Origin of the sequence: Streptomyces sp. McG3 (assembly GCF_018619185.1) — a bacterium.
Classification (GTDB): Bacteria; Actinomycetota; Actinomycetes; order Streptomycetales; family Streptomycetaceae; genus Streptomyces.
The window spans coordinates 1-12,689 of record NZ_JAAXYC010000241.1 but is presented as its reverse complement, the minus strand read 5'-3'; the positions used below and the strand labels follow the sequence as shown (position 1 = coordinate 12,689).

General features: G+C 71.2%; 15 protein-coding genes. 12 read left to right on the top strand and 3 right to left on the bottom strand.

Features of this window, described 5'->3' with window-relative positions; all coding sequences use genetic code 11:
• Positions 1–124 precede the first annotated feature (124 nt).
• Complete coding sequence (locus HET64_RS29005; protein ID WP_215110119.1) at positions 125–337, bottom strand: hypothetical protein; 213 nt, start codon at positions 335–337, stop codon at positions 125–127.
• Between the two features lie 393 nt (positions 338–730).
• Here HET64_RS29005 and HET64_RS29000 point away from each other — a divergent pair, with 393 nt between their 5' ends.
• From HET64_RS29000 to HET64_RS28970, 7 genes are all read left to right on the top strand, one after another.
• Complete coding sequence (locus tag HET64_RS29000) at positions 731–1,555, top strand: helix-turn-helix transcriptional regulator (protein WP_215110118.1); 825 nt, start codon at positions 731–733, stop codon at positions 1,553–1,555.
• Complete coding sequence (locus tag HET64_RS28995) at positions 1,539–1,808, top strand: DUF397 domain-containing protein (RefSeq protein WP_215110117.1); 270 nt, start codon at positions 1,539–1,541, stop codon at positions 1,806–1,808. The genes HET64_RS29000 and HET64_RS28995 overlap by 17 nt, the downstream gene beginning before the upstream one ends.
• Before the next feature lie 110 nt (positions 1,809–1,918).
• Positions 1,919–2,197, top strand: a complete 279-nt coding sequence (locus HET64_RS28990; protein ID WP_215110116.1) for a hypothetical protein — start codon at positions 1,919–1,921, stop codon at positions 2,195–2,197.
• A gap of 195 nt (positions 2,198–2,392) precedes the next feature.
• Entirely contained in the window at positions 2,393–3,829 is a 1,437-nt protein-coding gene (locus HET64_RS28985; RefSeq protein WP_215110115.1) for an MFS transporter, read from the top strand.
• A 30-nt stretch (positions 3,830–3,859) separates the two neighbouring features.
• The gene (locus tag HET64_RS28980) at positions 3,860–4,363 is read left to right on the top strand and encodes a GNAT family N-acetyltransferase (RefSeq protein WP_215110114.1); all 504 of its coding nucleotides are present in this window, start codon (positions 3,860–3,862) and stop codon (positions 4,361–4,363) included.
• A gap of 42 nt (positions 4,364–4,405) precedes the next feature.
• Positions 4,406–4,813 carry a hypothetical protein gene (locus HET64_RS28975; protein WP_215110113.1) on the top strand — a complete coding sequence of 136 codons (408 nt, stop codon included), beginning with the start codon at positions 4,406–4,408 and terminating at the stop codon, positions 4,811–4,813.
• Between the two features lie 154 nt (positions 4,814–4,967).
• A complete protein-coding gene (locus HET64_RS28970) occupies positions 4,968–5,657 on the top strand; it encodes a DinB family protein (protein ID WP_251146025.1) in 690 nt (229 codons plus the stop codon).
• Positions 5,658–5,776: 119 nt separating this feature from the next.
• Here the strand turns inward: HET64_RS28970 and HET64_RS28965 are convergent, their stop codons facing one another.
• The gene (locus HET64_RS28965) at positions 5,777–6,436 is read right to left on the bottom strand and encodes a pirin family protein (protein ID WP_215110111.1); all 660 of its coding nucleotides are present in this window, start codon (positions 6,434–6,436) and stop codon (positions 5,777–5,779) included.
• 207 nt (positions 6,437–6,643) lie between these two features.
• On the opposite strand from HET64_RS28965, the gene HET64_RS28960 reads away from it, so the two are divergent.
• The 5 genes from HET64_RS28960 (at position 6,644) to fabF (ending at position 11,539) form a co-directional block, all read left to right on the top strand.
• Complete coding sequence (locus HET64_RS28960; protein WP_215110110.1) at positions 6,644–7,843, top strand: CdaR family transcriptional regulator; 1,200 nt, start codon at positions 6,644–6,646, stop codon at positions 7,841–7,843.
• A gap of 89 nt (positions 7,844–7,932) precedes the next feature.
• Positions 7,933–8,847, top strand: coding sequence for an ACP S-malonyltransferase (locus tag HET64_RS28955; protein ID WP_215110109.1), 915 nt, complete (start codon positions 7,933–7,935; stop codon positions 8,845–8,847).
• A 9-nt stretch (positions 8,848–8,856) separates the two neighbouring features.
• The gene (locus tag HET64_RS28950; protein ID WP_215110108.1) at positions 8,857–9,888 is read left to right on the top strand and encodes a ketoacyl-ACP synthase III; all 1,032 of its coding nucleotides are present in this window, start codon (positions 8,857–8,859) and stop codon (positions 9,886–9,888) included.
• A 63-nt stretch (positions 9,889–9,951) separates the two neighbouring features.
• A complete protein-coding gene (locus tag HET64_RS28945; protein ID WP_014045780.1) occupies positions 9,952–10,200 on the top strand; it encodes an acyl carrier protein in 249 nt (82 codons plus the stop codon).
• 76 nt (positions 10,201–10,276) lie between these two features.
• Complete coding sequence (fabF, locus tag HET64_RS28940) at positions 10,277–11,539, top strand: beta-ketoacyl-ACP synthase II (protein WP_215110107.1); 1,263 nt, start codon at positions 10,277–10,279, stop codon at positions 11,537–11,539.
• Between the two features lie 106 nt (positions 11,540–11,645).
• Here the strand turns inward: fabF and HET64_RS28935 are convergent, their stop codons facing one another.
• Complete coding sequence (locus HET64_RS28935; protein WP_215110106.1) at positions 11,646–12,140, bottom strand: DUF3145 domain-containing protein; 495 nt, start codon at positions 12,138–12,140, stop codon at positions 11,646–11,648.
• Positions 12,141–12,689: the final 549 nt, after the last annotated feature.

Sequence of the window (12,689 nt, the reverse complement as noted above, 5' to 3'; positions counted from 1 at the left end):
GGGTGGGGTGGGGCGTCTTCGCACAGTGAGCGTCTCCCGACCTCATGGACGGAGTGGCGAGGCCGCCCGCATGGTCGGACGACTGAAGGACTCACCCGTCCCGCCCGGCTCGGCCCTTCAGTCGTCAGACCTCGTTGTCAGCGACTTCCGCAGCCGCCCGATTCCGCCGCCGCTTGGCGAAGTCGACGACCAGGAACGCCACACAGAGAACTCCGATCGCCCCTCCGAAGACCCGGGTGTAGATCGGATATCCGGAACTCGCCGCTCCCCAGATGCCGGAGACACCCAGCAGCACCGCGTAGGCGGGCGACTCGGCGAACGCCCGTTTCCTGGTCACGGCCAGGCTCTCCTCTCACGAGCTCTTCCATCAGCGGCGATCACGTCCCGCTTCCGGGACTCCGCGCCTTCGCGATGGATGGGCGAGAAGCTCTCACCCCCGCCGGGGACCTTTGCACAGTCATGGTGAGGTGTCGATGATCCGCATGAAATATGGGTGTTGACACCCATGCGGCAGGTGATGACGCGTCACCGGTCTCCGACATCCGCGCAGGGCGCGGCGCAGGCGCCGGGCGGAGTGCTCGCCCAGGACAGAGCCGGCGTGGTGGACGGGCCCCCGGGACCCCTCCGGGGGACAAGCAGGTGATTCATGTCACCAGGCTGCGACGGGATGGCTACGGTCGGCCACGTACCGAAACGAACGCCGCGAGGCGTTGCACCCGGAGGTCCATCCGTGGCCAACATCCAGACGCTCGATCCCGACGCCTCCCCGCTCGCCTACTACGGCGGGGAGTTGCGCCGCCGCCGCGAGGCCCAGAAGCTCACGCAGCCGCAGTTGGGCGACATCATCTTCTGCACCGGCTCGCTGATCGGCCAGGTCGAGACGACGAGAAAGATCCCCACCCGCGACTTCTCGGAGCGGCTGGACGCGGCGCTGGGCACGGACGGGACGTTCTCGCGGCTGGTGGGGCTGGTGCTGCGGAGCCAGTTGCCGACGTGGTTCCAGCCGTACGCGGACATGGAGGCGAAGGCCGCGTACATCTCGACGTACCAGGCGCAGGTGGTCTACGGGCTGTTGCAGACGGAGGAGTACGCGCGGGCGGTGCTGGCCACCGGCATGCCGGACGATCTGGAGGGTCTGCTCGCCGCCCGGATCGAACGCCAGCGGATCCTGGAGCGGGAGAAGCCGCCGCTGGCCTGGGCGATCCTGGACGAAGCCGTGCTGTACCGGCCGATCGGCGGCCACGAGGTGATGCGGGCCCAACTCCAGAAGCTGTTGGACTACGCGGCGCACCGCTGGATGCGGATCCAGGTGCTGCCGTTCGAGGCAGGTGAACACGCGAGCTTGGCAGGCTCGTTCAACCAGTTGCGCTTCGACGACGACCCGGAGATCGTCTACACCGAGGACGTCATCTCCGGCCATATGACGGCCAGCCCCGAGACGGTCAGGGAGGCCTCGCTCCGATACGCTCACCTCCAGGCCACCGCACTCTCCGTCGAGGAATCGGTGGCGCGGATCAGCCGCGTGATGGAGGAGCGTTATGGAGACCGTCCCTGACCTGACGAACGCGGAATGGCGCAAGTCGAGCTACAGCGGAAACACCGGCGGCGACTGCGTCGAGTGCACCGTGACCGGCGGCGCGGCCTGGCGGACCTCCTCCTACAGCGGCAGCACCGGCGGCGAGTGCGTCGAGGTCGCCGCCAACCCCACCTGCGGGTCCGTCCCCGTCCGCGACAGCAAGAACCCGACCGGCCCCGCCATCGTCCTCGGGGCCAACGCCTGGCAGGCGTTCGTGGACGGGCTGCGCTGACACGACTTCACCGGAAGCAGGGCGGTACGGGCGACTGGCCCCGTACCGCCCTGTTCGGCGTCGGCCGACACGTCGTCGGCCGGGGCGGTGACCAAGGGAGGGGAACCGGAATGAGCGCGCGGGACGAGAACGACAGGACCGAGACCGCCTGCCGGATCTGCGGGCATGACGACGGCGAGCCCGTGTTCGACGAGTACGGCGCCCCTCGGTACGTCATCTGCCCGTGCTGCTACAACGAGTCCGGCATCGGGGACGACACCGTGTCGCAGGTCCGTGAACTGCGTGGCTACTGGGTCGGCAACGGTGCCTCCTGGCATGATCCGAAGCTGCGGCCGGCCGACTGGGATCCGCTGAGGCAGTTGGCGAACATCCCGCCGCGGTGGCGCTGATCCGGAAGGCTGTTCGCTGCCCTCACGTCGCGCGTCGCCGGTAGCGCGGACAGCGGCCGCGGCGACGCCGACGAAGGACGGGCGACGACGCCGGAAAAGCGATTGCCCGGTGGTCGGCCCGTGACATAGCTTCTCGCTGGCTCCGGGTGGTCCAGACCAAGCCTCGGGGTGTCGAGCCACGTCAACGGGACGTCCATGACTGCCGAACAGGCACTCCGCCCCCCACCGAGCGACACCGGCGACACCCTGCCGGGCATCTTCTCCCGGCCGTACGCGGCGGCCACGCTGACCTTCGCCACGGTGATGTTCCTGACCGGCTTCGCCGCGCTGGCCGTGGTGCCGACGCTGCCGACGGCGGCCGAGGATCTGGACGGGGTGTCCCTGTTCCCCCTGGTGGCGGGCAGCTTTGTCGCTGCCAGCCTGCTCGGCGGCGTATTGGGCGGGCACTGGGCGGACCGCTCCGGCGCCCGGCGTCCGCTGGCGCTGGGCATGATCCTCTCCGTGGTGACGCTCCTGGTGTCGGCGTCCAGCGTCTCCGTCTGGCAGTTGGTGGCCGGCCGCTTCGTCGACGGTCTGGCGGCCGGGATGGTGGCGGTGTCGGTGACGACCGCCATCGGGCAGTCGTATCCGGAGTACCTGCGGCCCCGGATGCTCGCGATGATGAGCGCGAGCTGGATCATCCCGTCGCTGGTCGGACCGCCGGTCGCCGGAGTGGTCGCCGAGGCGTGGTCCTGGCGGACGGTCTTCTACGGCCTGGCCGTGCTGACCGCGCTGCCCGCGATCGCCCTGGTCGCGGTGTTGGGGAAGGCCCCCTCCGGCGAGAGTGACCAGGCCCCGCCCGCCGACCTCCCGCCCGCCGGGGAACGCGCCTCCCGGCCGCCGCTGGTGGTCGCGGGGATGCTCAGCCTGGGCGCGGCGCTCGGCCAGTACGGCGTCTCCGGCTGGGACGTGCGGCACCTGCTGTTCGTCGTCGCCGGGGTCGCGCTGCTGGTGGTCTTCGCGCCCCGTCTGCTGCCGGAGGGCACCTGGCGCAGTGCCCGGGGTCTGCCCACCGCCGTGCTGCTGCGCGGGCTGACCTCCGGTACGTACTTCACCGTCGAGGCGCTGGTGCCGCTGATGCTGATCACCGAGCGGCGGGTGGCTGCGGTGACGGTCGGCGTGGCGTTCACCGCCTCCGCCGTGCTGTGGGCGGTCGCGTCGTGGGCGCAGGGCAAGCTCCTCCAGGACGTCGCCCGGCACCGGCTCGTCACGGTCGGCGCCCTGATCATGGCGGTGTCCGTCGCCTTCGCCGTGGCGGGCAGTTTCTCCGGGGTGTCCCCGCTGCTCGCGATGGCGGCCATGCCGCTGGCGGCGATCGGGATGGGGATGCTCGACCCGTGCGTCACGGTGCTGTCGCTCTCCCACAGCGCACCGGACCGGCTGGGCCACACCACCAGTGCCATGCAGACCAACATGAACCTCGGGCAGGTCGTCGTCCTGGCGTTCGCCACCGCCGTGCTCAACGCCGGGCTGGCCGCAGGGACGAGCCGGCTCAGCGGCTACGCGATCACCTTCTCGCTCCTGCTCGTGCCGACGCTGCTGGTCGCCGTCCTGGCCGTCCGCGCGCGCAAGGACGTTCCCGGCCCCGGGTGACCGGTCGGGGCGCGGTGGCAGAGTGGGCCCATGGCCACCTACGAGACCATGCCCTACCACCTGGAGACCGAGCGGCTGATCCTGCGGCCGTGGGCCGAGTCGGACGCCGAAGGGTTCAGCGACCTGCTCGCCGAACGCGGCAGGGGGAAGCCCCCGGTCGAGCGCATCCGCACGTCCATAGGGGAACTGCTCGCCGCGACGGAGACCACGGGGATCGCCCTGCTGCCCATCCAGCGCCGCGAGGGGGGCGACTTCCTCGGGTACGCCGGGCTGATCATCGGCCGCTCCACCCTGGAGGAGCCCGAGATCGCGTACGAGCTGTTCCAGCGCGCCCACGGGCAGGGCTATGCCACCGAGGCGGCCGGTGCGGTGCTCGGAGCCGCCGCAGCGACCGGGCGGAAGAGGCTCTGGTCGACCGTGGCCACGTGGAACGCCGCGTCGTTGCGCGTCCTGGAGAAGCTCGCGTTCGAGCGGGACCGCGTCTCCATGGAGGAGAACGGCGAAGTGGTGTGGCTCACCCGCACGTTGCCCTGATGCGGATCGGCTGCCCGTCGCGCGCTGCTAGATTCATCCGCCATGCGTTCACGAGAGTACGACCTCGAATTCCGGCAGCAGTCCACCCGTATACGCAACTGGGGAGCCGGTCTGCTGCTCCTGTCGGCCCTGTTGTGGGGCTGGTGCGCGATTCTGCTGCTCACGGAGTACACGGTCGAGACACGCAGCGGCCACACCGCCGAGTGCGAGGCACGTCTGTTCACGGAGCGCGGCACGGCCAACGAGGGTCTGTGGAAGGGCGATTACTGCCAGGACGAACGCGACTGGCCCGAGGCGCTGCTCATCCTGGGGCTGTCCCTTCCCGTAGCGCTCGTGGGGACCGCGCTGTTCACGAGCGGACAGGTGAGCCGGCGGATGAGCGGGCACTCCCAGGCGATGCGCGAGCTGGACCGGATCGCGGACGAGCGGGAGAAGCGCGCCGAGGCCTGACCTCCTGCTTCCGGCAGGCCTCCGCCCGCCCGGGAATTCGGTCGCGCCCCGTGAGGTGAGCCGTTAACTTCCCTCCGTGCGCCGTGGACCGCGTGGCGCGACGACGAGGGGGCCACGCGTGAACGACCACGATCGACGGACCGACCGGCTGAGCATGCTGATCGAGCAGTTCGACCAGGCGCGGGAGATGGCCCAGGTCCGGCTGAAGGGCCTCGGGGACGAGGAGTACCTGTGGGAGCCGGCCCCCGGCAGTTGGTCGATCCGGCGCCGGGACGAGGCGGTGACGCCCCGGGCGTACGGCCCCGGCGCGTGGGTCATGGACAAGGGGGCGCCGGAGATCCCGGCGAGCGAGTACGCGGAGGTCGCGCGGCAGGCGGCGGGCGGCATGTCCGTGGCGAAGATCGCCGAGGACTGGAGCGTGAGCGCCGAACGGGTCGAGGAGGTCCTCGCCTTCACCGGTGAGCCGGAGCCCGACGTCGTGCCGGTCACCACCATCGCCTGGCGGCTGGCTCACCTGCACTCCGACTTCGCGGGCCGGTGGGAGTGGACCTTCGGCGAACGGCGGCGGGATCCGCACCTCCTGGTCGACTTCACGCCGTCCGCCTCCCTGGCGCTCGACCGGTTCTGGGAGACGATCGACCGCCACCGCGCGAGCATCGCCACGCTCACCGACGAGCAGCTCGACACGGTCGGGCTCTCGCAGTATCCGTACGGCTCCGACCCCGACGACCCGTACATCGGTGTGCTGACCAACGCCAACCTGGAACTCATCCACCACATGGCCGAGATCGCGCTGCTCCGCGACCTATGGCGGGCCCGTCGCTCCGCCCAGGGCCTTCGGTGACATGTCCCGGTCGCCCGGATCAGCGCCACCGGGGCGGAATGTTTCGCATCTGTTCCAGCAGGTCCCAGCCCCGGTGCTTGTGCTGGCGCTCCGCCGAGGGGCTGCTCCACGGGGCCGCCTCACCCCGCCAGCTCCCACACCAGCAGCTCCGCGGGCCCCTGCACAGCGACCGCCTCCAGGCCCTCCGCTCCGGTGATCCGGGCGGCGTCGCCGGGGCCCAGTTCCTCGCCGCCCAGGGCGACCCGCCCGCGCACCACGTGGACGTAGGCGCGCACCGCGTCCGGGACCGCCGTGCGCTCGCCCCCGGTCAGACGGCGGGCATGGAGCATCGCGCCCGCGCCGGGCAGGGCGTACGGGGTGGAGTCGGCGATGCCGGGGACGACCGTGTACGAGGGTTCGCCGCCCGGCTCCAGGGGGGCCAGCCACATCTGGAGGAAGGTCAACGGGGCCGTGCCGTCGTTGCGTTCGACGTGGCGGACCCCCGAGGCGGCGCTCAGGTGGGCCACGTCCCCGGCGCGGACGACGGTGGAGTGGCCGGCCGAGTCGCGGTGGGTCAGCTCGCCCTCGACGACCCAGGTGACGATCTCCGTATGGCTGTGCGGGTGCTCCTCGAAGCCCGAGCCGGGGGCGAGGCGCTCCTCGTTGCAGGCCAGGATCGGGCCGAAGCGGAGGTTGTCCGGGTCGTAGTGGGGACCGAAGGAGAGGGCGTGCCGGGTGACGATCCCGGCGGTCTCGTCCCCGCCCCGGTAGCGGTCATCGGACCGGTGCACGGATATCACCCGGCCACGGTAGCCCGGGGGCGCCCGGCGTACGGCCTCGGCAGCGAAACGGTTGCGCCCGGCACGCGGCGGCGGGAGCGAAACGGTTGCGCCCGCCCCCGGCGGTGGAAGCGGAACGGTTGCGTCAGGTGTTCGTCTACCCGCCGGTACAGGGCACCGTCGCCCCGGCCCACCGATCCCCCGGCCCGATAAGGCAGTCTTGTCCTCGTGCCCCGACCCGATCCTGAGCTGCCCCCCGCCCACGACGCCCACCAGCACGCCGCGACCCTGAAACGGCTGGAGCAGTCCTCCGGCCGGCTGGCCGCGAACGCGATTGCCCGCATGGACGAATCGCTGCCGTGGTACCGGGCGATGCCTCCGGAGAACCGGTCCTGGATCGGCCTGGTCGCCCAGGCCGGCATCGCCGCGTTCACCGAGTGGTTCCGGCATCCCGAGACCCCGCAGGCCATCTCGACCGATGTCTTCGGCACCGCGCCGCGCGAACTGACCCGGGCCATCACCCTGCGGCAGACCGTGGAGATGGTGCGCACCACGATCGAGGTCATGGAGGCCGCGATCGACGAGGTGGCCGCCCCGGGCGACGAGTCGCTGCTGCGGGAGGCGCTCCTCGTCTACGCGCGCGAGATCGCCTTCGCCACCGCCCAGGTCTACGCCCAGGCCGCTGAGGCCCGGGGCGCCTGGGACGCCCGGCTGGAATCCCTCGTGGTGAACGCGGTGCTCTCCGGCGAGGCCGACGAGGGGGCCGTGTCGCGGGCCGCCGCGCTCGGCTGGAACTCGCCCGAGCACGTGTGCGTGATCCTCGGCACCGCGCCCGACGGGGACAGCGAGCTGACCGTGGAGGCGATCCGGCGCGCCGCCCGGCACGCCAAGCTCCAGGTCCTCACCGGCGTCCTGGGCAACCGCCTCGTGGTCATCGCCGGCGGCAGCGACAACCCGCTCCAGGTCGCGAAGGGCCTGATCGGGCCGTACGCCGCCGGACCCGTCGTCGCGGGTCCCGTGGTGCCGGACCTGCTGGCGGCGACCCGGTCCGCGCAGGCGGCGGCAGCCGGGCTGAAGGCGTGCTCGGCGTGGCAGGACGCGCCCCGGCCGGTCCTGGCGGACGATCTCCTCCCGGAGCGGGCGATGGCCGGAGACCCCGCCGCGCGGGACCAGTTGGTGGAGGAGATCTACAGACCGCTGGAAGAGGCCGGTTCGGCCCTGCTGGAAACGCTCAGCGTCTATCTCGAACAGGCGAGCAGTCTTGAAGGCGCCGCCCGGATGCTTTTCGTGCACCCCAACACCGTGCGCTACCGGCTACGACGTGTGACCGACGTCACCGGATGGTCCCCTTCCGATGTGCGCTCCGCGTTCACACTGAGGATCGCCCTGATCCTGGGACGCTTGGCCGCAGCGGATCCTCAGTCCTAGACTTTTGTTGGACTTCAACAATTCCCCCGACGGTTCTTCGTCCCTGTCCCCACGGGCGTGGGGAGCCGTTCACAAGAGAGAGTGTGAGGGTGCTCGTACTCGTCGCTCCCGGCCAAGGCGCTCAGACGCCCGGCTTCCTGACCCCCTGGCTCGAACTCCCCGGTGCCGCGGACCGCATCGCCGCCTGGTCCGATGCCATCGGGCTCGACCTTGCCCACTACGGCACGCGCGCCGACGCGGACGAGATCCGCGACACCGCCGTGGCCCAGCCGCTCCTGGTCGCCGCCGGACTGCTCTCGGCAGCCGCCCTGGACGCCTCGCCGTCCGTCGTCGCGGGCCACAGCGTCGGTGAGATCACCGCCGCCGTGCTCGCGGGCGTCATCGACGACGAGGCCGCGCTGCGCTTCGTCCGCACCCGGGGGCTCGGCATGGCCGAGGCCGCCGCGGCCACCGAGACCGGCATGGCGGCCCTCCTCGGCGGTGACCCCGACGTGACGGTCCCGCACCTGGAGAAGCTCGGTCTGACCCCGGCCAACGTCAACGGCGGCGGCCAGATCGTCGCCGCGGGCACCGCCGCCCAGATCGCCGCCCTGGAGGCCGACAAGCCCGAGGGCGTGCGCCGGGTCGTCGCGCTGAAGGTGGCCGGCGCGTTCCACACGCACCACATGGCCCCGGCCGTGCAGAAGCTGCGCGCCGCGGTCGGTGACCTCACCGTCTCCGACCCGACCGTGCGCTACGTTTCCAACGCCGACGGCCACACCGTGGCCACCGGCACCGAGGTCATCGCCCGGCTGGTCGGGCAGGTCGCCAACCCGGTCCGCTGGGACCTGTGCATGGAGACCTTCCAGTCGCTGGGCGTCACCGCACTCGTCGAGCTGAGCCCCGGCGGCACGCTGACCGGGCTCGCCAAGCGCGCGCTGCCCGGTGTGAAGACGCTCGCGCTCAAGACCCCCGACGACCTCGACACGGCCCGCGCGCTCATCTCCGAGCACGCAGGCGCCTAAGGAGCGAGCATGTCGAAGATCAAGCCCAGCAAGGGCGCCCCGTACGCACGGATCCTCGGGGTCGGCGGCTACCGTCCCACCAGGGTCGTGCCGAACGAGGTGATCCTCGAGACGATCGACTCGTCCGACGAGTGGATCCGCTCCCGCTCCGGCATCGTCACCCGCCACTGGGCCTCCGACGAGGAGACCGTGGCCGCGATGTCGATCGAGGCGTCCGGCAAGGCCATCGCCGACGCGGGCATCGATCCCGAGCAGATCGGCGCGGTCGTCGTCTCGACCGTCTCGCACTTCAAGCAGACCCCTGCCGTCGCCACCGAGATCGCCCACCGGATCGGCGCGGGCAAGCCCGCCGCCTTCGACATCTCGGCCGGCTGCGCGGGCTTCGGTTACGGCCTCACCCTCGCCAAGGGCATGATCGTCGAGGGCTCCGCGGAGTACGTCCTCGTGATCGGCGTGGAGCGGCTCAGCGACCTGACCGACCTGGAGGACCGCGCGACGGCCTTCCTGTTCGGTGACGGCGCGGGCGCGGTCGTCGTCGGCCCCTCGCAGGAACCGGCCATCGGCCCGACCGTGTGGGGCTCCGAGGGCGACAAGTCCGAGACCATCAAGCAGACGGTGGCCTGGAACGACCTGCACATCGGCGACGTCTCCAAGCTGCCGCTCGACTCGAAGGGCGAGATCAAGTTCCCGGCCATCACGCAGGAGGGCCAGGCGGTCTTCCGCTGGGCCGTCTTCGAGATGGCGAAGGTCGCCCAGCAGGCGCTGGACGCGGCCGGGATCGCCCCGGAGGACCTGGACGTCTTCATTCCGCACCAGGCCAACATGCGGATCATCGACTCGATGGTGAAGACCCTCAAGCTGCCGGAGCACGTCACGGTCGCCCGTGACGTCGAGTCCACCGGCAACACGTCCGCCGCCTCGATTCCGCTCGCGATGGAGCGGCTCCTGGCGACCGGTCAGGCGAAGAGCGGCGACACCGCGCTCGTCATCGGCTTCGGGGCGGGTCTCGTCTACGCCGCGACGGTCGTTACCCTCCCCTAGGCACACCGGACCTTTTGGTCCGTACGCACGAACCCTGAAGAAACCCACCGAAGGAGCGCCAAGATGGCCGCCACGCAGGAAGAGATCGTCACCGGTCTCGCCGAGATCGTCAACGAGATCGCCGGTATCCCGGTCGAGGACGTCCAGCTGGACAAGTCCTTCACCGACGACCTGGACGTCGACTCGCTGTCCATGGTCGAGGTCGTCGTCGCCGCCGAGGAGCGCTTCGACGTCAAGATCCCCGACGAGGACGTCAAGAACCTCAAGACGGTCGGCGACGCCGCCGACTACATCCTGAAGCACCAGGGCTGATCCCAGCCCGGCTGTGTCGCCACCCGGCGGTGGCGCCGCTGATTCACGACCCTCTACACGTGGAGAAGATTTTCCAGTGAACTCGACCAATCGCACCGTGGTCGTCACCGGTATCGGCGCAACCACTCCGCTGGGTGGCGACTCCGCATCGACCTGGGAAGGTCTGATGGCCGGCCGGTCCGGCGTCAAGCCTCTCGAAGGCGAGCGCTTCGCCGAACTGCCCGTCCGGATCGCCGCCCTCGCGGCCGTCGACCCGGGCGACGTACTGCCCCGCCCGCTGGCCCGCAAGCTGGACCGCTCGGCGCAGTTCGCGCTGATCGCGGCCCGCGAGGCCTGGGCGGACGCGGGCTTCACCGCCAAGGCCGGCGAGGACGAGAGCATCGCCCCCGAGCGCCTGGGCTCGGTCATCGCCTCCGGCATCGGCGGCGTGACCACCCTGCTCGACCAGTACGACGTGCTGAAGGAGAAGGGCGTACGCCGCGTCTCCCCGCACACCGTTCCCATGCTCATGCCCAACGGCCCGGCGGCCAACGTCGGCCTGGAGGTCAACGCCCAGGCGGGCGTCCACACGCCCGTCTCCGCCTGCGCCTCGGGCGCGGAGGCGATCGGGTACGCCGTGGAGATGATCCGTACCGGCCGTGCCGACGTGGTCGTCGCCGGTGGCACCGAGGCGGCGATCCACCCGCTGCCGATCGCCGCGTTCGCCAACATGATGGCGATGTCCAAGAACAACGACGAGCCCGAGACGGCCTCGCGCCCGTACGACACCGGCCGGGACGGCTTCGTCCTCGGCGAGGGTGCGGGCGTCGTCGTCCTGGAGTCCGCCGAGCACGCCGCCGCGCGGGGCGCCCGGGTCTACTGCGAGGTGCTGGGCCAGGGCCTGTCGGCCGACGCCCACCACATCGCGCAGCCCGAGCCCACCGGGCGGGGCATCGCCGCCGCGATGCAGAACCTGCTGGACTCCAGCGACCTGAAGCCGTCCGAGGTGGTCCACCTCAACGCGCACGCCACGTCGACGCCGCAGGGCGACCTCGCGGAGATCAAGGCGCTGCGCAAGGTGCTGGGCGACGACCTCGACCATGTCGCGATCTCCGCGACGAAGTCGATGACGGGTCATCTGCTGGGTGGCGCGGGCGGCATCGAGACCGTGGCGACGGTCCTGGCGCTGCACCACCGCATCGCTCCGCCGACCATCAACATCGACGAGCTCGACGCGGCGATCGACGCGGACATCGTGCGCGGTGAGCCGCGGGTGCTGCCCGAGGGGCCGATCGCGGCGATCAACAATTCGTTCGGGTTCGGTGGGCACAACGTGGTGCTGGCGTTCCGGTCCGTCTGAAGTTCTCCGCAGTGAAGCCCGCCTCCCGGTTCCCGGGAGGCGGGCTTCCGCGCTGTCAAGCCCCTCCGGCGATCGAGGAGCGGGGTCCGGGGCAGAGCCCCGGCAGCTAGACGACCTGGTGCAGCCAGCGAACAGGCGCGCCCTCGCCCGCGTGGCGGAAGGACTCCAGCTCGTCGTCCCACGGCTTGCCGAGCAGGGAGGCGATCTCGGTCTCCAGGTCGCTCTCGCCGCGCACCGACCGGGCCAGCGCGGCCCGCAGCCGGTCCTCGGGGATCAGGATGTCGCCGTGCATGCCGGTGACGGCGTGGAAGATGCCGAGGCCGGGGGTGGAGCTGTAGCGCTCGCCCTCGGCGGTGGGGCACGGCTCGGCGGTCACCTCGAAGCGCAGCAGGTCCCAGCCCCGGAGGGCGGAGGCCAGCTGCGAGGCGGTGCCGGCGCGGCCCTTCCAGGAGAATTCGGACCGCCAGGTGCCGGGCGAGGCCGGCTGTCTGATCCAGTCCAGCTGGACCCGCACACCGAGGACGCCCGCCACCGCCCACTCGACATGTGGGCACAGCGCGCGCGGTGCGGAGTGAACGTACAGGACTCCACGTGTCGTCACCGGAACCTCCCGTGTGGGACGAGGTACGCCTTCCCCAGCGGCCTCGCGCCCGTACCGCCTCTTTCCGGCCGGCTACCGAGGTTGTCATCAGTAAACAGCATCGGGAGTTAATCTCCTGAAAAGGGACAGTATGTGACGTGACGTAATGTACCGGAGCCGCCCGTGTGTGCGCGGGCGGGCGGGACACCACTGGTCCGACGGGGAAAAGCTACCGTGCGCCGGGGCCGTCCGTGTGACGTACCGTCGGTCTCGGGCCCCTGATTCGCCGGCTTTCACCCGGCAGGGCGCGCAGGGCCCCGACCTGGGGATCGTGTGGTTGCCGGGGGCATGTCCAGAGGCATAAGCCAAGGGTTGACCGGAGGGGATCCGACCGATGCCGGAGCGTGCGACACGCCCACGAATGCGTACCTCTGCCGCCGTGCTGACGGCGCTCTCCTGCGTCGGCGTCGCCGCGTTGGCCGGGTGCAGCTCCGACGGGGCGGCGGGCGGCGTGTCGCGGAACGCGCCGGCGGCCACCCGCGGCGCCTCGCCGTCCCCCTCCCCCACCCC

Coding starts and splice junctions, on each gene's coding strand:
- HET64_RS28995 (WP_215110117.1), top strand. CDS start 1,539: ATGGAGACCGTCCCTGACCTGACGAACGCGGAATGGCGCAAGTCGAGC.
- HET64_RS28990 (WP_215110116.1), top strand. CDS start 1,919: ATGAGCGCGCGGGACGAGAACGACAGGACCGAGACCGCCTGCCGGATC.
- HET64_RS28985 (WP_215110115.1), top strand. CDS start 2,393: ATGACTGCCGAACAGGCACTCCGCCCCCCACCGAGCGACACCGGCGAC.
- HET64_RS28980 (WP_215110114.1), top strand. CDS start 3,860: ATGGCCACCTACGAGACCATGCCCTACCACCTGGAGACCGAGCGGCTG.
- HET64_RS28975 (WP_215110113.1), top strand. CDS start 4,406: ATGCGTTCACGAGAGTACGACCTCGAATTCCGGCAGCAGTCCACCCGT.
- HET64_RS28970 (WP_251146025.1), top strand. CDS start 4,968: ATGCTGATCGAGCAGTTCGACCAGGCGCGGGAGATGGCCCAGGTCCGG.
- HET64_RS28950 (WP_215110108.1), top strand. CDS start 8,857: ATGTCGAAGATCAAGCCCAGCAAGGGCGCCCCGTACGCACGGATCCTC.
- HET64_RS28945 (WP_014045780.1), top strand. CDS start 9,952: ATGGCCGCCACGCAGGAAGAGATCGTCACCGGTCTCGCCGAGATCGTC.